Here is a 19,795-nt window from a genome sequence, read left to right as displayed (position 1 = left end):
AGGGACGCGGTGGTGCTCGATCCCGGAGCCGGCCTACGGCTGCTCGCGCCCCTCGCGCTCGGGGTGCTCGCCGCCCTGGTCCTGACGCCGCTGTACCGCGCGCTCGCGACCCGCCGTCGCCAGGCGCTGCTGGTCGACCGGGTGGTCACCGGGCGGGTCGCGCAGCTGGGCGGCACCGACCGCCGCCGCGCCGTCCGCCACCTCCACCACGAGGCGGGCAACCCGGTCCCCGTCGTCCTCGGGCTCGCCGCGGCCGCCGGCGCGGTCACGCTCGTCGCGGCCGTCCTGGTCGCCCGCCTCGCGGTGGGCGCGTCCGACCGCCGCGCGCTCATCGACCGGCTCATGGACGTCCTCGACGACGCCGGGTTCCCGACGCCGGGTGCGGGCTCGGCCGTGCTCGTGGTCGCGGTGGTCGTCTCGGTCCTGCTCGCACTCGCGATCGCCACGCTGCACGTGGCCACGCTCGACGTCGAGCGGCGGCTCGCCATGCCGGTGACGCGGCCGTGGCCGTTCTCGAAGCGCCGGACCACCTGGCTCGTCGCCGCGGTCGTGTTCCTCCTGCTCTTCCTGATCGGCCTGGAGAACGGTGCCCTGGCCGCCGGGCTGTTCCTGCTCGGCCACCAGCTCACCGTGCGCGCGATGCGACCCAGGCTGTGTGCCGTCGCCCCCGTGCTGCCCGAGGCCCTGCGCGCGGCCCGGCTCCCCGGTCCCAAGGAGCGGCGCCTGATCCGCTCGCGCCGTGGCCCCGCGCCCGGCCCGGGCGCCACGGGCCCCGCCCCGGCCCGGCCGCCCGCCGGACCAGACCGTGCGGTCGCGGCGGCAGGAGGACCGCGCTCCGGCCCGGGCCGCACGCCGCCGCCCCGTCCGACCGCCGCGCCGCGCCCGCCGACGACCGCCACGCGCCTCATCGACATGGCGCCGCCGGAGCAGCCGCTCACCCCGCACGACCCGCGGACCGTCGGCGAGTACCAGCTCACCGGCCGCCTCGGGTCCGGCGGCATGGGCACGGTCTACCTCGGGCACCGCGCCGGGACCGCGGGCCAGGTCGCGATCAAGGTGCTGGCGCCGCACCTGCTCGACGACGTCGACGCCCGGACCCGGTTCCTGCGCGAGGGCCAGACGCTGCAGAAGGTCACCGGCGACTACACCGCGCGCGTGCACGGCGTGGGCTTCGACGGGTCGATGCCCTACATCGTCATGGAGCGCCTGGACGGGCCGTCGCTGCACACCTACGTCTGCGAGAGCGGTGCGGTCCGGGACGCCGAGACGCTGACCCGCATGTCGATCGCGCTCGCCCGCGCCCTCGCGGCCCTGCACAACGACGGCATCACCCACCGCGACCTCAAGCCGGGCAACATCCTGCTGACCTCGGCGGGCCCCAAGGTCGTCGACTTCGGCATCGCGCGGGTCGTCGGCCAGACCCACCACACGCCGGCCGGGAACATGGTCGGCACGCCCGGCTACATGGCGCCCGAACAGGTCACCGGCAACGGCGCCGGACCCGCCACGGACGTCTGGGCCTGGGCCTGCTGCGTGGTGTTCGCGGCCCGCGGCGACCACCTCTTCGACGGCGAGAACATCGTCGACATCGCCCGTCGCATCCTCGACGGGCCGCCGGCGGACGCCTTCGCCGGCGTCGGCCGGCTCTCCCCGCGCCTGGTGCCGGTGCTGCGCCGCGCCACCGCCCAGGACGCCGCCGACCGTCCCCGCGACGGGGCCGCGCTGCTGCGCCTGCTCGACCGTTCCGGCGCCACCGCGACCGTCGGCGCCTTCGCCTGGGACAAGCTCGTCGGGGCCCGCTGAGCCTCGACGGGGGCGAGCGAAGCGACGGGGGGAGGTGGTCGGGCCGCTGCTACGGTTCCCTCGCCGGACGACCTGATCGAGCCCGAGGAGCGACGCGTGGCCAGCTGGGACGACCTCGTGCTGTGGGTGCGGGTCCGCTACGAGGTGATGGCGCAGGACGCGGAGAGCCTCACGTTCCGGCTGCCGACCTCCGAGGACCGCGACCAGCTCGTCTACGTCCACCACAAGGGCGAGGTGGACGGCCACGACTGGATCCAGATCGAGTCGCCCGTCGCGCGGCTGGACCAGATCGACCCGCGGCGGCTGCTGGAGCTCGCCGAGGCCGCGGTCGTCGGCGGCGCGGTCGCGGTGAACGGCACCGCGGTGTTCCGGCACGCGGCGCCGCTGGAGGATCTGACGTTCGCGGAGTTCGAGGCGCCGTTCCGTCTGGTCACCGCCACCGCGGACCACCTCGAGCACGAGCTGACCGGCACCGATCACTTCTGAGGCTGGACCCGGGCCCGCGGACCCACCAGGCTTGGGCGGTCCCGTCGCCGCCGTCAGGAGCACGCCGTGATCGTCATCAACATCGTCATGCAGATCCGGGCCGAGAAGACCGACGAGTGGCTCGAGCTGGCCGACTCCTACGCGCGGAACGTCAACGCGGAGGAGGGCTGCCTGTACTTCAAGTTCTCCCGCAGCCTCACCGACGAGAACGAGTACGTCTGCATCGAGGGCTTCCGGGACGCCGACGCCGGGTCCACCCACACCTCCCAGCCGTACGTGAAGGACTTCTTCGAGCGGATGCCGGACCTCGTGGCCGCCCAGCCGCAGATCCTCTACATCGACACCCCGCACGACGGCTTCGGCCCGATGGGCGAGATCGCGCCCCGGTGACCGAGCTCGAGTTCACCCCGACGCCCGAGCAGTACGCCTGGACCTTCGGCGGCGTTGCCCCGCTCCACGAGGTCGAGCCGGGGACGGTGCTGCGGCTGTGGTGCGACGACGCCTTCGGCGGGCGCATCCGGGCGGTCACCGACCTGGCGAGCGCGGTGCTCGACCCACGGTTCCTCAACCCGCAGACCGGGCCGTTCGCGGTGCGCGGCGCGGAGCCCGGCGACACCCTCGCGCTGCACCTGGTCGACCTCACCCCGGCCCGCGACTGGGGCGCGTCCACCCTCGTCCCGTTCTTCGGCGGGCTCACCGGCACGGACCGGACCGCCCTGCTCGACGACCCGCTGCCCGAGCTGACCTGGATATACGAGCTGGACCGCGCCCGGAACACCGTCACCTTCTCCGCGCGGCGCAGCGACTTCTCGGTCGACCTGCCGGTGGCGCCGATGCTCGGCACCGTCGGGGTCGCGCCCGCGGCCCGCGAGGTGCGCTCGTCGCTCACCCCGGACGCCTTCGGCGGCAACATGGACACGCCCGAGATGCGGGCCGGCGTCACCTGCTACCTGCCGGTGAACGAGCCGGGCGCGAACTTCTCGGTCGGCGACGGGCACTACCGCCAGGGCGAGGGCGAGTCGTGCGGCACCGCGGTCGAGGGTGCGATGGACGTGACGCTGATCGTCGAGCTGGTCAAGGCGGACGTCGCGCCGGCGCCGCTGTGGCCGCGGCTGGAGAGCGACGACGAGCTGATCACCGTCGGCTCCTCCCGTCCGCTCGAGGACGCGTGGCGCATCGGGCAGAAGGAGATGATCTCCTGGCTCGGCGCGCTGCACGGCCTGGACCGTCTCGACGCCTACGAGCTGCTCACCCAGATCTCGCTGGCCCCGCTGGCCAACGTGGTCGACACCAACTACAGCGCCGTGACGAAGGTGTCCAAGGCGTTCCTGCCCCGCGTCGACCCGTACGGCGGCCTGCACGCCGACCTGCGGGCCCGCGCGGCGTCACTCTGAGGAGGAGCCGTGGACCTGCAGCTCGCCGGACGGAAGGCCCTGGTCACCGGGGGGAGCCGGGGCATCGGTCGGGCGGTGGTCGAGAGCCTGTCCGGCGAGGGCGCGCGGGTGGCGTTCTGCGCCCGCGGGGCCGAGGGCGTCGAGTCGGCCGTCTCCGAGCTCACGGCGGCGGGGCACGACGTGCGCGGGACCGCGGTGGACGTCGCCGACGGCGAGGCGCTGCGATCGTGGGTCACGGGCGCCGCCGACGAGCTCGGCGGGGTCGACGTCGTCGTCGCGAACGTGTCCGCCCTGGCCATCCCGCCGACCGAGGAGAACTGGGAGGCGTCCTTCCGCACGGACATGCTCGGGACGGTGCGCCTCGTCGAGGCGGCGCTGCCGGCGCTGGAGGCGTCCGACGCCGGGTCGATCGTCACGATCTCGAGCGTGTCCGGCCGCGAGATCGACTTCGCCGCCGGACCGTACGGGACCTTCAAGGGCGCGATCGTGCACTACACCCAGGGCCTCGCCCACCAGCTGGCCGGCCGGGTCCGGGCGAACTCGGTCTCGCCGGGGAACACCTACTTCGCCGGTGGGGTGTGGGAGTCGATCGAGTCCGGCGACCCGGAGCTCTACGACCGCGCGCTCGCGCTGAACCCCACCGGCCGCATGGCGCGCCCGGAGGAGATCGCGGTGGCGGTGACGTTCCTCGCGAGTCCCGTCGCGTCCTTCGTGACGGGCACCAACCTCGTCGTCGACGGGGCGCTCACCCGCGGGGTCCAGCTCTAGCCCGCCTGCTGGCGCCGCCGGCCCTCGGGCAGGGCCGGGCGCTCCGGGCCGAACACCAGCGTGAGCACGGCCTCCGCGGCCGCGCCGGCGGCCGAGACCGCTGTGAGGACCCCGCGTGCGGTCCACTCGACGGCCACCTCGACGCCGCGGCGCGCGGCCCGGCCGACGCGGCGCCAGAGTGCCGCGAGGTCGTCGGCGGGGTGGGCGGGCAGATATCGCGGGGCGAGGACCAGCTCTCCCGACGGCGGGTCGGCCGGGGTGGGGGTGGTCGTGTGGCCCACGGCCCGTTCGGCCCGTCGGCGGTGCGGCAGCAACGGTCCGACGTGCGGGTGCCGCGGTGCGGGGACGTCCGGGGAGAACAGGGCGGGGCCGTCGCCGAACCGCGCGATCGCGGCGGCCTCGCCCGCGACGCGGTCCGGGCGCTGCGGACCGGTGGGTCCCGACGCGTCCGACGTCCCCCCGCGGGAGGGCTCGTCCGGCTCGTCGGTCATGGGCCACCTCTCGCATCGGTCCGGGGCAGCGGTGAGGTGGCCACCGTCGACGACCGGCCGTCCTCCCGCGAGCGGAGGACGGTGACGCCGTCGATCGGAGCACCGGACACCGCTCGCCGCATGTTTCCATCCGGTCACGGAGAGCGCCAGGTTCCCCCTGTACCTCCGTGCCCGGACTGCCGTTGACCACGACGGGGTCCCCTGGCCTGGGGGCTCCGGTGACGGCGGTGCCCCGACGGGGGACCGCCGCCGGGCGGTGATCGGATCGTGATCCAATCGAGACCGACGGGGTCGGCCCGTCGCAGCGGACGCGGGAGGTGGGCGAGTGGCGGGTGCGCATTCCCGGTCCTCGCGACACGAGCGTCCGGAGTACGCCGAGGTGCCTCCGCCGCCCGCGCCCGACCTCGACGACTCGGCGCGCGACCGCGACTACGGCGAGATCTTCCGGCCGCGCCCGGCCGACGACCCGGCCCCGCCCTCGCCGCCGATCGGCTTCCCGAACGCCCTGTCCTCGTCGTCCTTCCGCGCGCCCGCGGCGGCGTTCGGGCCGGCCGCCGCCCCCGAGGCCCGGGGCGGTGGAGCGGGACTGCTGACGTCGACGCGGGACCGGCGCCCGAGCTCGTCCGGCTCGTCGTCCACGGCGCTGCAGCCGCCGCCCGCCGTGCCGCCGCCCCCGGCACCCGACGACCGTCGACCGGGCCGAGGGCCCACCGGCCCGTCGCGCGGCCCGGTCGGGCACCCCTCGCTGCCGCCCCGCCCGACGCCCGACCCGTCAGCGCTGACCGGCTCCCGCGCGGTCCCCGGGGCCCGGACCGCCGCCCCGCAGGCCCGACCCACGTCCGCCCCGGGGCGTCCGGGCGCCGGCCGCCCGGTGCCTCCGCCGGCGCCGCCCGCCCCGCAGGCGCTCACCGGTTCGCGCCCGTCCGCGCCGGGCCGTGCGGCCGCGCCGGGCACCGGGACCCGGGCCACGCCGCCGCCCGCCGGGCCTCCCGCGGGCACGAGGGCCACTCCGGCCCCGCCCGCCCCGGGCACCCGAGCGGCCCCGCCCGCCTCGCCCACCGGTGCCCCGGGCCGTCCCGCGGCCCCCTCGCGGCCCACCCCGCCCACGACCTCCCGCCCGACGACGTCCGGTCCCGCGGCCCCGCCGACCGGCGCCCCGGGCCGTCCGGGTGCTCCGTCCCGGCCGACCCCTCCCGCGACGTCCGGCACGCCGGCCGGCTCGGCTTCGCCGCCTGCCCCGCGCTCGGCCCCGTCCGCGCCCCCGGCCGAGCCGGCCGCCGGCTCGTCGCCGAGCGCCCCGTCCGATGATCAGCGAGCACCCTCGGCGCCCACCGGGAAGCCGGGAGCACCGACGGTGCTCGACGATCAGGCGCCCGCCCCGGCCCGCACCCCCGACGGCACCGCCATCGGACCCGCCGTCGGGAAGGAGGCGCAGGACGAGCCGACCACCGCGAAGCCGACCCGGGCCGCGTCGGGAACGACCACCTCCGCCACCCGGCGGACCCCGCAGTCCCAGCAGACACGGGCGGCGCGCCGGGCCACCGGCAAGGACGGGCTGACCCGAGCGGCCGGTCGCCGGAAGGCCGCGGCGAGCACCACCCGCCGGGCGGCCGCCCCCGCGCCGGAGCCCCGCGAGGAACGGTCGACCCCGCCGCGTGGCCGGATCGCGACCGCGTTCGCCGCCCTGCTGACCGCCGTCGCCGCGAAGGTCGTGCACTGGCCCGGAGGCGAGCACCTCGTCCGGGCCGGCCACTGGGTCGACGGCCACGTCCAGCGCTACCTCGACGGCAAGGACGTCGAGTCGCTGCCGGTCGCGGCCCGGCTGTGGCGGCGGCGCCGTCGGATGGGCTACGCGTCGGTGGCGACGCTCATCGGCGTGCCGCTGCTGACCCTGGTCCTCGGCTGGCTGCTGATCCCGGTGCCGAACGCCGACTCGGCGGTCGAGAGCCAGCTCAACACCGTCGCCTTCTCCGACGGCACCGTGCTGGCGCGGGTGGCCCCGGGAGAGCAGGGCAACCGGCAGAAGGTGTCGATCAGCCAGATCCCCCTTCCGGTGCAGCGTGCGGTGCTCTCCGCGGAGGACCGCAGCTTCTACACCAACTCCGGGTTCGACGTGTCGGGCATCGCCTTCGCCGCGTGGAAGCAGCTGACCGGCGGTGCCGGTGGCGGATCGACGATCACCCAGCAGTACGTGAAGAACGCGATGGTCGGCTCGGAGCACTCCTACTTCCGCAAGTTCCGCGAGCTGATCATCGCCGCGAAGATCACGCAGGAGTACTCGAAGGACCAGGTGCTCGAGAACTACCTCAACAGCATCTACCTCGGTCGCGGCGCCTACGGCATCCAGGCGGCCTCGCAGGCGTACTTCGGCAAGCCGGTCGAGCAGCTCACGCCGTCCGAGGGCGCGATGGTCGCCGGCCTGATCCAGGCCCCCTCGCAGTGGGACCCGGCGGTGAACCGGGACGGCTCCGAGCGCCGCTGGAACTACGTCATGGACGGGATGGTCAGCTCCGGCTGGCTGTCCCCCGCCGAGCGGGCCACCGCGGTCTTCCCGACGACGGTGCCGCCGCGCAAGGTCGGCAACGGCGTCCCCGACGACGACCGCGGCCACATCTACAACGCGGTGAAGGACGAGCTGCAGACCCTCGGGATCGACGAGGACGCGCTGGTCACCGAGGGCCTGCAGATCCAGACGACGATCGATCCGGAGAAGCAGGAGGACGCGGTCGACGCCGTCCGCAAGGAGATGGAGGGCAAGCCCGCCAACCTGCGGACCGCGGCCGTGTCGGTCGACCCCCGGACCGGCGCGATCCTGGCCTACTACGGCGGCGACAACGGCTCGGGCCTGGACTATGCGCAGGTGCAGAAGCAGGCCGGCTCGACCTTCAAGCCCTTCGTGCTGCTCGCCGCGCTGCAGCACGACCCGCCGATCGGGATCAGCTCGCAGTTCGACGGCCAGTCGGTCGCCGGGAAGACGGTGCGCAACGTCGACGGCGCCGACTGCAGCAACTGCACGCTCAAGCAGGCCATGACGCTGTCGAACAACGTCGTGTTCACCGCGCTCGGCAACGAGGTCGGCCCGCAGGCGGTCGCGGACGCGGCCCACCAGGCCGGGATCACCGCGAAGCTCGAGAACCCGAACTCCGGCATCTCGCTGGGCAACGCCGAGGTGACGCCGACCGAGATGGCCGCCGCGTACGCGACGTTCGCCAACGACGGCGTCTACCACAAGCCGCACCTGGTCCAGAAGGTCACGACGGCGAGCGGCGAGGTCCTCTACGACGGCGCCGCCGAGCAGGGTGAGCAGCGCCTCGACCCGAAGGTCGCGCGCAACGTCACCGAGGCCATGCGGGACGTCCCGACCTACGACGGTGCGTCCCTCGCCGGTGGCCGGCTGTCCGCCGGGAAGACCGGCACCGTGCAGTCGCACCTGGAGAACCAGAACAACGACGCCTGGATGGTCGGCTACACGCCGTCGGTCGTCGCGTCGATCTGGGTGGGCAGCGACGACAACACGCCGATCAAGTACCCCGACGGCCGTCCGGTGTACGGGCACGGAATCCCAAGCGACATCTGGCAGTCGTTCATGAACGAGGCCTCGCAGGGGACGCCGAAGCAGTCGTTCGGCGAGTTCGTGCCGGTCGCGGGCACCGACCCCGGGACCACCGCCACGGGCGAGGGGCAGCAGGCCTCGTCGACCACGGCCTCGCCGACGACCAGCTCCAAGGCGCCGAGCACCACCTCCGCGCCGCCGACCTCGAGTGCCGCTCCGGTCCCGGCCCCGGCCGAACCCGGCGCCGCGGGCGAGGGCGGCCAGGCCCAGGACCCGGCGGCCGCCCAGCAGCAGCCGGCCGAGGAACCCCAGCAGCAGGAACTGCCGGAGGACGGCGGCTGACGGTCGCTCACCGGTCCTCGGCGAGTTCCCAGTCCGCGTAGTCGAAGCCGGGCGAGACCACGCACGTCACCAGCACCTCGGCGTCGCCGCCCGGCTCGGCCCGCTGCCAGGACCCGGCCGGGACGAGCGCGGACAGCCCGGCGTCGGGGCCGAGCCGGTGCTCCGCCCCGCCGTCGGGCTCGTCGGAGATCCAGACGGAGATCGGCCCGCCGCGCTGCCAGAGCCACAGCTCGTCCGAGCGCACCCGGTGCCACCCGGACCGCTCGCCGGGCGCGAGGACGTAGTGGATCGCCGTGGCGGTCGGCCGCTCGCCGCCGTACCCGGGCGGGGTCACGACGGCGGGTGCGGCCCAGATCTGTCGGAACCAGCCGCCCTCGGGGTGCGGCTCGAGGTCGAAGTCCTCCGCGAGCCGAGGTCTCACGCGGTCATGTCCAGCGACGCGAGGACCTTCGTCGGGGCGATCCGGACGACGAGTTCGCCCGGTACTGCGTTGCGCTTCCCGAACTCCTCCGCGCGGTCGGCGCCCATGTAGCGCCCGCCGAGTGCGGTGGCGGTGCGCAGCAGCTCGTCCGGGTCCTCGGAGAGCGTGACGGTGCCCTGGACCTGCACGAACGCGAACGGCGGCTCCTCGAGGTCGACGCACAGCGCCACCCGCGGGTCGCGGGCCATCGCCTTGCCCTTCGCGGTGTCGCGGCCGGTGTTGAACACCAGCGTGTCGTCCTCGAGCAGGAACCAGATCGGTGCGATGAGCGGGCGACCGTCGCGCGCGGTCCAGGCCAGCTTGCCGGTGCGGGTGCCGTGGGACAGGAAGTCGCGGACGGCGGGGTCGCTCAGGCTGCTCATGACCTCCAGACCCTAGCGACGCCGGTGTTCGGAGCCCGCCACGTGATCACCGGACCCTGACGGGGCGGGAGGGGGTCCGGCCGGCCCGATGAGGGTCCGCTGATCATCACCGACCGGCCCGGATCACGCGGGTGTGCCCAGGGCCCGGGAGAGGGCGCCGACGGCGTTCCGCGCCGCGACCAGCCCGCCGACGCAGGCGCTGACGTCCACGGTCCCGCCGGGCGCGGTCGCCGGGCAGCCGCGGGCCACGTAGGCGTCGCGTGCGGAACCGACGCCGGCGGCCGCGGCGGTGACGGCGGGGTCCTGCGGCAGCGCGTTCGCGGCGGTCCGGGCGGTGGACGCGGTCTCCTCGACCCAGCGCCCGCAGCGCGGCCACACCGCCCGCGGGTCGGGGCCGGTGTAGCAGGGGTCGGCGAGGGCCAGGCGCAGCTTGTTGCGGGCGGAGTCCGGGGAACGGTTCTCGACGCCGGGCGCGGCCGCCGCCTCGGAGGACTGGCCGGACGGGATGCTCGCGGGGTTGCCGGAGTCGCCGCATCCGGCGAGCAGCGCGAGCAGGGCGAGGGCGACCGCGGCCCGCCTCACGTCGGCGATCCCTCGGGCAGGGAGGCGGCGAGCGCGTCGAGGCCGTCGGCGGGGCCGGTCAGGAGCACCCGGTCATCGTGCGTGCCGCCGTCCAGGCGCGCGAACGCAGGCGGCGCCGTCCACCCGTCGTCGGGAACGTGGAGCCGGACCAGGACGCGGTCCTCGGGGAGGTGGAGCACCTCGTCCTCGGGTCCGGACCCGAAGGGCCGCCACACCCGCGCCCCGGGCGGGGTGAGGTGGATGCCGCGTCGGGACAGCTTCATGGTGTAGATCGTCTCGCGCGAGACCAGCCGGGACAGCGCGGTGGCGAGAGCGACCGCGATCATCAGCGGCACGATCAGCGACCACTCGCCGGTGATCTCCGCGACGATGACGACGGCCGTGATCGGTGCCCGCGTCGCGCCCGCGAGGACCGCGGCCATGCCGACGAGTCCGTAGGCGCCGGCCGGCCCGGCGACGCCCGGCGCGAGCGCGGCGAACCCGAGGCCGAGGGCGGTCCCGGTCATGGCGCCGAGGAACAACGACGGCGCGAAGATGCCGCCGGAGCCGCCGATCGCGAGGGTCAGGCTGGTCGCCAGCAGCTTCCCCACGAGCAGGACCAGCAGGAACCCGACGGCGTACTGCCCCGCGACGCCGGCCTGCAGCACCGGGTAGCCGACCCCGTACATCTGCGGCAGGGCGACCAGCAGCAGCCCGACCAACAGCCCGCCGGCCCCCGGGCGGAGCCACTCCGGGCCCTTCCAGACGGTGTCCGCGAGGTCCTCCAACCCGTACAGGACGCGGGTGAACAGCACGCCGACGAGCGCTCCGACGAGCCCGACCACGGCGAACAGCCCGAACTGGGCGAGGGAGTCGACGGCGAAGGGTGGAAGCACCAGGAACGTGCCCGATCCCTCGAACACCCGGGCCACCAGGTTCGCGACGGCCGATGCGGTGACCACGACGACGAACGAGAGCATCGTGAAGTCGAGCAGGATGATCTCGAGCGCGAAGAAGACCCCGGAGATCGGCGCGTTGAACGTCGCCGAGATCCCCGCGCCGGCCCCGCAGGCCACGAGCAGGCGCAGCCGCGACGACGGCATCCGCATCCACTGCCCGAGGCTCGACCCGATCGCCGAGCCGATCTGCACGATCGGCCCCTCGCGCCCCACCGAGCCGCCGGTGCCGATCGTCAGGGCGGAGGCCAGCGACTTCACGACGGCGACCCGGGGCCGGATCCGCCCGTCGTTCTCGGCGACGGCGAGCATCACCTCGGGGACGCCGTGCCCGCGGGCCTCCCGGGCGTAGCGGTAGACCAGCGGGCCGTAGATCAGCCCGCCGACCACGGGCGCCGCGACGAGGAACCACCGCCCGATCTCCGGCCACCACGGCAGCGGGGCGCCGGGGGTGGCGGCGTAGTCGTCGGTGCCGGTGACGAGCCGGGTCACGAGGAAGATCAGCTCGCGGAACACCACCGCACCGAGTCCCGCGCCGAGCCCGACGGCCACCGCCGCGACCGCCAGCCCCACCACCGAGGTGCCCAGGAACCGCTGCCATCGGGGTGCCGTCACGGCTGGTCACGGTGCCAGTCGGGCCTCGCGGGCGCCGGTGGGCCGTCCGGTTCGTCCCGCGATGGGGGGCCGGTCGTGACGAGGTCGACTCGTGGGGCGTCTCGTCGCCGGGAGGCGCCCGCCTTGTCGTGGGGAGTCACAACGACAGGCTGGGCGGGGTGTCTTGTCGCGGGGAGTCGACGCCGGGGTGGCGCCTTATCGTGGTGATTCCCAGCGACAAGGTGCGGGCTGGACGCCGGGAACCCGCGACAAGGTAGGCCGGGCCGCGATGTGGCTCACCGTGTCGCGACGAATCCCCGCGACAAGGCGAGCCGGGGCCGCGGTATCCCGCCGAATCACCCCCACCGATCACCGCCGACGGTCGCGGGCGGCCGCGTACTCCTCCGGGGTGTCCACGTCGCGGACCGCCTCGAGGTCCGGGTCCACGGCACGCAGGGCGGGGTCGGCGAGCAGGTCGGACGCGGAGAGCTCCCGGACGGCGCTCACCGCGAAGAGCTCGGCCGGGCGGCGGGCGCCGGCGGCGAGCAGGTCCGAGGCCCGAGGACCGAGGGCGGTCCGGTAGGCGGCGGCGAGGGGCTGGCGGTGACCGTCGAGCACGGGCAGCGCCACCTCGGCGTCCCCGAGCGAGCCGAGGACCGCGGCCACGTAGGCGGCATGGAGCAGCGGCAGGTCCACCGAGCAGAGGAACGCGACGTCGCAGCCGGCCCGACCCGCCGTCGTCAACCCGGTGGCGATGCCCTGCAACGGGCCGCGCCCCGGCTCGTCGTCGGGCACCGCGATGACGCGCCCGGCGTGCACCGGTCGGGCGAACCCGACGACCACCACGGGCCCGGCCACGGCCTCCGTCAGAACCCCGACGACGTGGTCGAGGAGGGTGCCGTCGGCCCAGGTCAGCGTCGCCTTGTCGGTGCCCATGCGGGTCGACCGGCCGCCCGCGAGGACGACACCGGCCGCAGTCGTGTCGGACACAGCCCGATTGTGACGGGCAGGTTGCGTCTATCCCCGACAAGGACCGGGGTTTTCAGCACGCAGACCTCCGAGAGGGTGGAGAACATGGCAGGCGAACCCGAGGACGCCCGACGCGGGACGATCGCGGCGGTGCCCGGTGACGAGGCCGAGGCGCGGGCCGACCGCGAGATGGCCGACGCCGAGCGCGCCGTGGCCCTGGGCACCGCGACCGACGAGCAGCGCACGGCGGTCGACCGCATCGCGCACGCCCGCACGCAGGAGGAACGGCGCAGCGTCTGGATGGGCGGGTCCGCGAGCTAGAGGGCCAGGGTCAGGACGACCGGCAGCGTCACGATCGAGCCGACGGTCGTCAGCACCACGGCGGCGGTGCTCTCGCGGTACCAGGTCCGGTACTGCGCCATCAGCACGAACACCGTCGCCGCGTCCGGCAGGGCGCACATCAGCACGAGGACCGCGGCCCACGGCGCGGGGACGGCGAACACGTGCACCGCCGCGACCGCGAGCGCGGGTATCACAACCAGCTTCAGGACGACCGCCACGACGATCCCGCCGGCCCGACCACCACGGAGGGCCGGGACCGCCCCGCGCAGCAGGATCCCGAGCGCGAACAGCCCGCCCGGCGCGGCCATCGCACCGATGAGTGCGACGGTGGTCGCGACCGGGTGCGGCAGGCGCCACCCGCTCGCGGCGACGAGCAGCCCGAGGACGATCGCGATGACGATCGGGTTGCCCAGCACACGGCGTGCGACCGTACGGACGAGCAGGCCCCGGGAGCCACGGTCACGGTCGATCAGGGTGGCCGCGACCAGGAACACCGAGATCGCGAGCGCGGTGTGGATCGTCGACACCAGGGACGCGGCGAAGCCGGTCGCGGGCCCCAGCACGGCCACCGCCAGCGGGATGCCGAGGTAGCCGACGTTGCCCCAGGCCCCGACGGTCCCGACGGCGTTGGCCTCGCGCAGCGGCATCCGCAGCAGCCGCGCGGCGCCGACCCCCAGCACGTAGCCCACCAGCAGCACGCCGGCCGCGACCGCGATCGCCACCCCGGACACCCCGGCGGACAGGTCGGCCTCCGCGACCGAGTCGAAGATCAGGGCCGGGAGCGCCAGGTAGTAGACGAGGTCGTTGAGCGTCGCGGCGGCGGTCTCGGAGAAGCGGTCCCAGCGCGCGGCCACCGCGCCGACCGCGATCACGGCGAAGATCGGCGCGATCTGGGTCAGCAGCGTCGTGAGGTCCACGGCCACCACTGTCTCCGACGATTCAGTGCCGTCGCGTCGCGTGGGCGCGAGGTCACTTCACGTCGACGGCCGGGGCGGTCTCTGCTTGTGTGATCCGTCATGAGCATCCCGTCGGACCTCGAGATCGCGCAGAAGGCGACGCTGAAGCCGCTGGACGACATCGCCGCGGCCATGGAGTTGCCCTCGCACCTGCTGGAGATGCACGGCCGCGACGTCGCCAAGATCGAGCTCGACGCGATCGACGTCATGGCCGACCGCCCGCAGGCGAAGTACGTGGTGGTGACCGCCATCACCCCGACGCCACTGGGGGAGGGCAAGACCACGACGACGGTCGGGCTCGGGCAGGCGTTCTCGCACATCGGCAAGCGCGGGGTCGTCGCGATCCGGCAGCCGAGCATGGGGCCGACGTTCGGCATCAAGGGCGGCGCCGCGGGCGGCGGCTACTCGCAGGTGGTGCCGATGGAGAAGTTCAACCTCCACCTCACCGGCGACTTCCACGCCGTCACGAGTGCGCACAACATGCTCTCGGCCGTGCTCGACAACCACCTCTACCAGGGCAACGCGGCCGGGCTGGACCCCTACCGCGTCACCTGGCGGCGGGTGCTGGACGTGAACGACCGCGCGCTGCGCAACGTCGTCACCGGCCTCGGCGGGCGGATGGACGGCGTGCCCCGCGAGTCCGGGTTCGACATCACCTCGGCCTCCGAGGTCATGGCGATCCTGGCGCTGTCGACCTCGCTCGAGGACATGCGCGCCCGCCTCGGCCGCATCGTCGTCGGCTACACCGGCGACGGGGACGCGGTGACCGCCGAGGACATCCACGGCGCCGGGTCGATGGCCGCGCTGATGCGCGACGCGCTCAAGCCGAACCTCATGCAGACCCTGGAGAACACGCCGGTCCTGGTGCACTCCGGCCCGTTCGGAAACATCGCGACCGGGAACTCCTCGATCGTCGCCGACCGCATCGGCATCCACTGCGGGGACTACCTCGTCACCGAGGCGGGCTTCGGCGCCGACATGGGCGCGGAGCGCTTCTTCAACATCAAGTGCCGGACGTCGGGGATGGTTCCGGACGCGGCCGTCGTCGTCGCGACGGTGCGGGCGCTGAAGGCGCACAGCGGGAACCACCGGATCGTCGCGGGGAAGGACCTGCCGCCCGCGCTGCTCGAGGAGAACCCGGACGAGGTGCACGCCGGCGGGGCGAACCTGCGCAAGCAGATCGAGAACATGCGCATCCACGGCGTCTCGCCGGTGGTCTGCATCAACGCCTTCCCCACCGACCACCCCTCCGAGCACGCCGCGATCCGCGAGATCGGCGAGTCGATGGGCGCCCGGGTCGCGGTCTCCACGCACTTCACCGACGGCGGCGCGGGCGGGGCCGAGCTCGCGGAGGCCGTCGCCGAGGCCGCGAACGAGCCCGGCGACTTCCGCTTCCTCTACGCCGACGACGCCCCGCTGCGCGAGAAGATCGAGGCGGTCGCGACGAAGGTCTACGGCGCGGACGGCGTCGACTACGCCCCGGCCGCGAACACCTCGATCGACCTCTACGAGCGCAACGGGTTCTCGAACCTCCCGGTCTGCATCGCGAAGACGCACCTGTCGATCTCGTCCGACCCGAAGCTGCTCGGCGCGCCCACCGGGTGGCGGATGCCGGTGCGCGAGGTCCGCGCGTCGGTCGGCGCCGGCTTCGTCTACCCGATCTGCGGCGACATGCGGACGATGCCGGGTCTGGGCAAGCAGCCGGCCGCGCACTCGATCGACGTGCAGCCCGACGGCACGATCGTGGGGCTCTTCTAGGTGACGACCGGTCCGCTCGGCGCCGTTCCGGTGGGGAAGCTCGCCGAGGCCCTGGCCGCGCGCGGCCCCGGTCCGGCGGCCGGCTCCACCGCGGCGACGACGACGGCGCTGGCGGCCGGTCTGGCGGGGAAGGTCGCGCAGGGGGCGGCCCGCACCGACCCCGCGGCCCTCGACCTCGCCCACGAGCTCGAGGGCCTGCGCACCCGGTCCCTCGCGCTCGCCGACGACGACGTCGCCGCGTTCGCCGGGTTCCTCGCCGCCCGCCGCAGCCCCGGCGGCGCGGCGGGGGCCACCGAGGCGATCGTGCAGGTCCCGCTGGACGTCCTCGCGGTCGCGTGTCGGGTCACCGAGATCGCGGCCGCGCTCGCCGAGCACGGGCCGGACGCGCTCAGCGGGGACGCGGTGACGGCGGCGCTGCTCGCGGCCGCGGCCGCCGAGTCGGCGTCGACGCTGGTCGGGACGAACATCGCGGACACCGGGGAGGTCGTGGGCGGCCTGGACGGCTGGGGTGACCCGCGGGTGGAGGACGCCGCGGAGCGCGCGGGGGAGGCGCGGCGGCTCGCGGAGCGCGCGGCGTTCTGATGGCGGGAGACGCAGCGCAGCGGAGCTCGACCCGGGGGATGAGGCCGTGGACGGTCGAGGTCGAGCGGGGCGAGCTGGTCGAGTCCGTGCACGCGGTGTCGCTCGTCGCGCTCGATCCTGACGGCCACCCGTTCCTGACGGCGGGTGACCCCGCCCGGGCGGTCTACGGGCGGTCCGCGCTCAAGCCCGCGCAGACGGTGGCCGCCCTGCGCGCGGGGGCCGACCTCACCGACGCCGAGGTGGCGTTGGCCTCCGCCTCCCACAGCGGGGAGCCGATCCACCTCGAGGCCGTGACCGCGCTGCTGGTCCGCCACGGCCTCACGCCCGACGCCCTGCGCTGCGTCCCGGACCTCCCGCTCGGCGCCGACGCGATGCACCGCTACCTCGCCGCGGGGCGCACGGCCGCCCCGCTCGCGATGAACTGTTCGGGCAAGCACGCCGCGATGCTCGTCGCGACGGCCGGCGACCCGGACTACCTCGACCCGGGGCACCCGCTGCAGCAGGCGTGTCGGGACGCGCTGACGGAGCTCGCCGGGCCCGTCGTCGCCGCGAGCACCGACGGCTGCGGTGCGCCGGCGTTCGCGACGACGCTCGCCGACCTCGCCCGGCTCCCGCACGCCCTCGTCCACGCCGACGACCCCGTGGTCGCCCGGGTGGCCGGCGCGATGCGGGCGCACCCGCACCTCGTCGCCGGGACCGGCCGGCTCGACACGGTGCTCATGACGACGCTGCCCGGGAGCCTCGCGAAGAGCGGCGCCGAGGGCGTGCTGATCGCGGCGCTGCCGGACGGCTCGGCGCTCGCCGCGAAGGTCGCCGACGGGGCCGCGCGGGCGCTCGGCCCGGTCCTGCTCGCCGTCCTGCGGGCGCGGGGCATCGAGGCCCCGGAGGAGCTGCGCGCGGTGGCCACGCCACCGGTCGTCGGGAAGGGGGAGCCGGTCGGGGAGCTGCGGGTCGCGGCGACCCACCACCTGGCCGGGTGATGTCTCGAAACGTGTCGGTAGGGCGACGGCAACCGTGTGGGTTCCGTGTGGGAGCCTGGCGCCGACATCCGGACCCGCCCCGACCCGCTCGAGGAGCCCCATGGCCGTCTGCCTGATCGTGGCCCCCGACGTGGCCGTCCGCGAGCGCGTCGCCCGTGGCGTCGACGCCGGATTCGACGTCGTGTGCGGGGTGGGGCCCGATGAGGAGCTGACGGCCGTCGTCGAGCGCGAGCAGCCGGACCTGGTCCTCGTGGCCGCCGACGCGGGCACCCTCACCGCCGAGGGGTACGCGATCCCGACCTGGGTCGCGACGCTGGAGGCGGTCCGGCGGTCGGCGCCCGACGTCGCCGTCCTCGTGGTCGGCGCGGCCGACGGTGGGCCCGACGACGAGCACCGGGTGGCCGGACTGGCCCTCCAGCGCGGCGCGAAGGGTTTCCTGCGCGCGGGCGAGGAGACCGGCCCGCGCCCGTTCAGCGCGCGGGGCCGCCGTCCCGCCACCACGGAGCTGTCCCGCCGCGAACTCGACGTGCTGCTCGGCATGACCGAGGGGCTGTCCAACTCCGAGATCGCGGCGTCGCTGGTGCTCGCCGAGGACACCGTGAAGACCCACGCGCGCCGGCTCTTCCGCAAGCTCGGCGCGGGTGACCGCGCGGATGCCGTCGCCCGGGGCTTCCGGCAGGGCATCCTGCAGTGAGCCGCCGCCGGCGGTGAGGTGGGCCGACTTGCATACAAGTCGTTGACCCCTCGGCCCAGGTGTGGTCGGCTCATCCGTCGACGGACGCGGAGGAAGCCGGTGTGAATCCGGCGCGGTCCCGCCACTGTCACCGGGGAGCGGACCCCACGCATGGCCACGGCCGGGAGACCGGCGGGAAGGCCGGGGCGAGCACCGATCCGGGAGCCAGGAGACTCCGGCCGTCGCGAGGTGCACCACCACGCCGACGGCCCCTGCCCGGGGACGCGGCGGAGATCGGGCGAGGACCCCGAGGAAGGCTGCCTGCGATGCCGCACGCCCCGAGACGAGGACCGCTCGGTCCGCCGCGATCCCTGCGTCGGCACGGCGCCTGCCCCCGTCCGTCCACCGGCCGGGCCCAAGTGCTCGCCGAGCTGCGCAGCGCGCTCGCGCTGGCCTGCCTCGACGACGACACGTCCGTGCCGCTCGACCACCTCGGCGCCGGACCGGTGCGCTCGCGGGCGGATCTCGCCGCCCGGATCGAGGCGCTGGCGCAGGCGCTGCTCGAGCGGATGGACGCCGAGGACTGGGACCCCGGTGCCGCCCCGCGCGCGGTGACCTCGGTGCTGGCCGCCTCCGTCCCCGCCGCGGAGGCCGCCCTGCTCCGGGCGGCCGGGAGCCGGGCGCGCCTGGGCGAGGTGCGGTGAGGGCGGTCCTGCCCGACGGTCACGACCTCGCCCACCACGGCGACGCCGAGGTCGGGCCCGGCCTGGTCGACCTGGCCGTCAACGTCCGGGCCGGCACCCCACCGGCGTGGCTGACGGAGCGGCTGACCGCGTCCCTCGCCGCGCTCGCCGCCTATCCCGACGCCACTGCGGCCCGCGACGCGATCGCCGCGGCCCACGGGCGCGACCGGGCCGAGGTCTGGCCGGTGGCCGGGGCGGCGGAGGCGTTCGTGCTGCTCGCGCGGGCCCTGCGGCCGCGCCGGGCCGTCGTCGTGCACCCGCAGTTCACCGAGCCGGAGGCCGCGCTGCGGGCGGCCGGACACGCCGTGGAGCGGGTGGTGCTGGGCGGCGACCTGACGCTGCACCCGGGTGACGTGCCCGAGGAGGCCGACCTCGTCGTCGTCGGGAACCCGACCAACCCGACCTCGGTGCTGCACCCCGCGGCGACGATCGCCGCGCTCGCCCGGCCGGGCCGGGTCCTCGTCGTCGACGAGGCCTTCGCCGACACCGTGCCCGGGGAGCCGGAGTCGCTGGCCGGGCGTACCGACCTGCCCGGGCTCGTCGTCCTGCGCAGCCTCACGAAGACGTGGGGGCTCGCGGGCCTGCGCGTGGGCTACGTCCTCGCGCCGGCCGAGCTGATCACGACGCTGGCCGCGGCGGCGCCGCCGTGGTCGGTGTCCACCCCGGCGCTGGAGGCGATCCGGGCGTGCACGACGACGGCGGCACGCGAGGAGGCCGACCGGGCGGCGTCGGCCCTGCGCGAGGACCGCGACCACCTGCTGGCGGCGCTCGCGACGGTCGACGGGGTCGAGGTGCGCGGGACCGCGCCGGCCGCCAGCTTCCTGCTGCTGCGCACGCCCGGTCGGACCGACGTGCGGGACGCGCTGCGCGACCGGGGCTGGGCGGTCCGCCGCGGGGACACGTTCCCGGGGCTGGACGCCGAGCACGTGCGGGTGGCCGTCCGGGACCGGAGGACCATGGACGCCTTCGTCGAGGTGCTGCGGGAGGTGCTGTGAGGCTCG

Annotated in this window: 21 protein-coding genes and 1 riboswitch; of the genes, 13 read left to right on the top strand and 8 right to left on the bottom strand. The window is 75.3% G+C overall.

Annotated elements, in window-relative coordinates; genetic code table 11:
* Positions 1–9: 9 nt before the first annotated feature.
* From QRT03_RS01390 to QRT03_RS01370, 5 genes are all read left to right on the top strand, one after another.
* Positions 10–1,803, top strand: coding sequence for a serine/threonine-protein kinase (locus QRT03_RS01390; protein ID WP_286050630.1), 1,794 nt, complete (start codon positions 10–12; stop codon positions 1,801–1,803).
* A gap of 96 nt (positions 1,804–1,899) precedes the next feature.
* On the top strand, positions 1,900–2,289 hold the full coding sequence (locus QRT03_RS01385; RefSeq protein ID WP_286050629.1) for a type III secretion system chaperone family protein: 390 nt from the start codon (positions 1,900–1,902) through the stop codon (positions 2,287–2,289).
* 66 nt (positions 2,290–2,355) lie between these two features.
* Positions 2,356–2,679 carry a putative quinol monooxygenase gene (locus QRT03_RS01380; protein WP_286050628.1) on the top strand — a complete coding sequence of 108 codons (324 nt, stop codon included), beginning with the start codon at positions 2,356–2,358 and terminating at the stop codon, positions 2,677–2,679.
* Positions 2,676–3,683, top strand: coding sequence for an acetamidase/formamidase family protein (locus QRT03_RS01375; RefSeq protein ID WP_286050627.1), 1,008 nt, complete (start codon positions 2,676–2,678; stop codon positions 3,681–3,683). The genes QRT03_RS01380 and QRT03_RS01375 overlap by 4 nt, the downstream gene beginning before the upstream one ends.
* A gap of 9 nt (positions 3,684–3,692) precedes the next feature.
* A complete protein-coding gene (locus QRT03_RS01370) occupies positions 3,693–4,451 on the top strand; it encodes an SDR family NAD(P)-dependent oxidoreductase (RefSeq protein WP_286050626.1) in 759 nt (252 codons plus the stop codon).
* On the opposite strand, the gene QRT03_RS01365 is transcribed toward QRT03_RS01370, so the two are convergent.
* Both QRT03_RS01365 and QRT03_RS01360 read right to left on the bottom strand, forming a co-directional pair.
* Complete coding sequence (locus QRT03_RS01365) at positions 4,448–4,942, bottom strand: hypothetical protein (protein WP_286050625.1); 495 nt, start codon at positions 4,940–4,942, stop codon at positions 4,448–4,450. The genes QRT03_RS01370 and QRT03_RS01365 overlap by 4 nt on opposite strands.
* Positions 4,943–5,371: 429 nt before the next feature.
* Complete coding sequence (locus tag QRT03_RS01360) at positions 5,372–6,151, bottom strand: hypothetical protein (RefSeq protein WP_286050624.1); 780 nt, start codon at positions 6,149–6,151, stop codon at positions 5,372–5,374.
* A gap of 145 nt (positions 6,152–6,296) precedes the next feature.
* Between QRT03_RS01360 and QRT03_RS01355 the strand changes: the two genes are divergently transcribed.
* A complete protein-coding gene (locus QRT03_RS01355; RefSeq protein ID WP_286050622.1) occupies positions 6,297–8,837 on the top strand; it encodes a transglycosylase domain-containing protein in 2,541 nt (846 codons plus the stop codon).
* A 7-nt stretch (positions 8,838–8,844) separates the two neighbouring features.
* Here the strand turns inward: QRT03_RS01355 and QRT03_RS01350 are convergent, their stop codons facing one another.
* The 5 genes from QRT03_RS01350 to mobA all read right to left on the bottom strand — a co-directional run bounded on the left by QRT03_RS01350 (position 8,845) and on the right by mobA (position 12,781).
* The gene (locus tag QRT03_RS01350) at positions 8,845–9,258 is read right to left on the bottom strand and encodes a cupin domain-containing protein (RefSeq protein WP_286050621.1); all 414 of its coding nucleotides are present in this window, start codon (positions 9,256–9,258) and stop codon (positions 8,845–8,847) included.
* Positions 9,255–9,680, bottom strand: coding sequence for a PPOX class F420-dependent oxidoreductase (locus QRT03_RS01345; RefSeq protein WP_286050620.1), 426 nt, complete (start codon positions 9,678–9,680; stop codon positions 9,255–9,257). The genes QRT03_RS01350 and QRT03_RS01345 overlap by 4 nt, the downstream gene beginning before the upstream one ends.
* 123 nt (positions 9,681–9,803) lie before the next feature.
* A complete protein-coding gene (locus QRT03_RS01340) occupies positions 9,804–10,262 on the bottom strand; it encodes a hypothetical protein (RefSeq protein ID WP_286050619.1) in 459 nt (152 codons plus the stop codon).
* On the bottom strand, positions 10,259–11,812 hold the full coding sequence (locus tag QRT03_RS01335; protein WP_286050618.1) for a chloride channel protein: 1,554 nt from the start codon (positions 11,810–11,812) through the stop codon (positions 10,259–10,261). The genes QRT03_RS01340 and QRT03_RS01335 overlap by 4 nt, the downstream gene beginning before the upstream one ends.
* 348 nt (positions 11,813–12,160) lie before the next feature.
* Entirely contained in the window at positions 12,161–12,781 is a 621-nt protein-coding gene (gene mobA / locus QRT03_RS01330) for a molybdenum cofactor guanylyltransferase (RefSeq protein ID WP_286050617.1), read from the bottom strand.
* Positions 12,782–12,865: 84 nt separating this feature from the next.
* Between mobA and QRT03_RS01325 the strand changes: the two genes are divergently transcribed.
* Entirely contained in the window at positions 12,866–13,081 is a 216-nt protein-coding gene (locus tag QRT03_RS01325; RefSeq protein WP_286050616.1) for a hypothetical protein, read from the top strand.
* Here QRT03_RS01325 and QRT03_RS01320 read toward each other — a convergent pair.
* Positions 13,078–14,019, bottom strand: a complete 942-nt coding sequence (locus QRT03_RS01320) for an AEC family transporter (RefSeq protein ID WP_286050615.1) — start codon at positions 14,017–14,019, stop codon at positions 13,078–13,080. The two genes, QRT03_RS01325 and QRT03_RS01320, sit on opposite strands and share 4 nt — an antisense overlap.
* Positions 14,020–14,118: 99 nt before the next feature.
* Here QRT03_RS01320 and QRT03_RS01315 point away from each other — a divergent pair, with 99 nt between their 5' ends.
* From QRT03_RS01315 to cobC, 6 genes are all read left to right on the top strand, one after another.
* Positions 14,119–15,816, top strand: coding sequence for a formate--tetrahydrofolate ligase (locus QRT03_RS01315; RefSeq protein WP_286050614.1), 1,698 nt, complete (start codon positions 14,119–14,121; stop codon positions 15,814–15,816).
* Positions 15,817–16,398 carry a cyclodeaminase/cyclohydrolase family protein gene (locus QRT03_RS01310; protein WP_286050613.1) on the top strand — a complete coding sequence of 194 codons (582 nt, stop codon included), beginning with the start codon at positions 15,817–15,819 and terminating at the stop codon, positions 16,396–16,398.
* Positions 16,399–16,436: 38 nt separating this feature from the next.
* A complete protein-coding gene (locus QRT03_RS01305) occupies positions 16,437–17,378 on the top strand; it encodes an asparaginase (protein WP_286050612.1) in 942 nt (313 codons plus the stop codon).
* A 100-nt stretch (positions 17,379–17,478) separates the two neighbouring features.
* Entirely contained in the window at positions 17,479–18,072 is a 594-nt protein-coding gene (locus QRT03_RS32055) for a response regulator transcription factor (RefSeq protein WP_345783226.1), read from the top strand.
* A 90-nt stretch (positions 18,073–18,162) separates the two neighbouring features.
* A riboswitch (cobalamin riboswitch) is annotated at positions 18,163–18,286 on the top strand.
* A 184-nt stretch (positions 18,287–18,470) separates the two neighbouring features.
* Complete coding sequence (locus QRT03_RS01295) at positions 18,471–18,755, top strand: hypothetical protein (RefSeq protein ID WP_286050611.1); 285 nt, start codon at positions 18,471–18,473, stop codon at positions 18,753–18,755.
* A complete protein-coding gene (gene cobC / locus QRT03_RS01290) occupies positions 18,752–19,789 on the top strand; it encodes an Rv2231c family histidinol phosphate aminotransferase CobC (protein ID WP_425604766.1) in 1,038 nt (345 codons plus the stop codon). Before QRT03_RS01295 ends, cobC begins: the two co-directional genes overlap by 4 nt.
* Positions 19,790–19,795 lie beyond the last annotated feature (6 nt).

The sequence above is a fragment of the Actinomycetospora termitidis genome (assembly GCF_030286555.1).
Classification (GTDB): domain Bacteria; phylum Actinomycetota; class Actinomycetes; order Mycobacteriales; family Pseudonocardiaceae; genus Actinomycetospora; species Actinomycetospora termitidis.
Note: the sequence above shows the minus strand (reverse complement) of the source record. Positions and strands in the feature narration are given on the sequence as shown.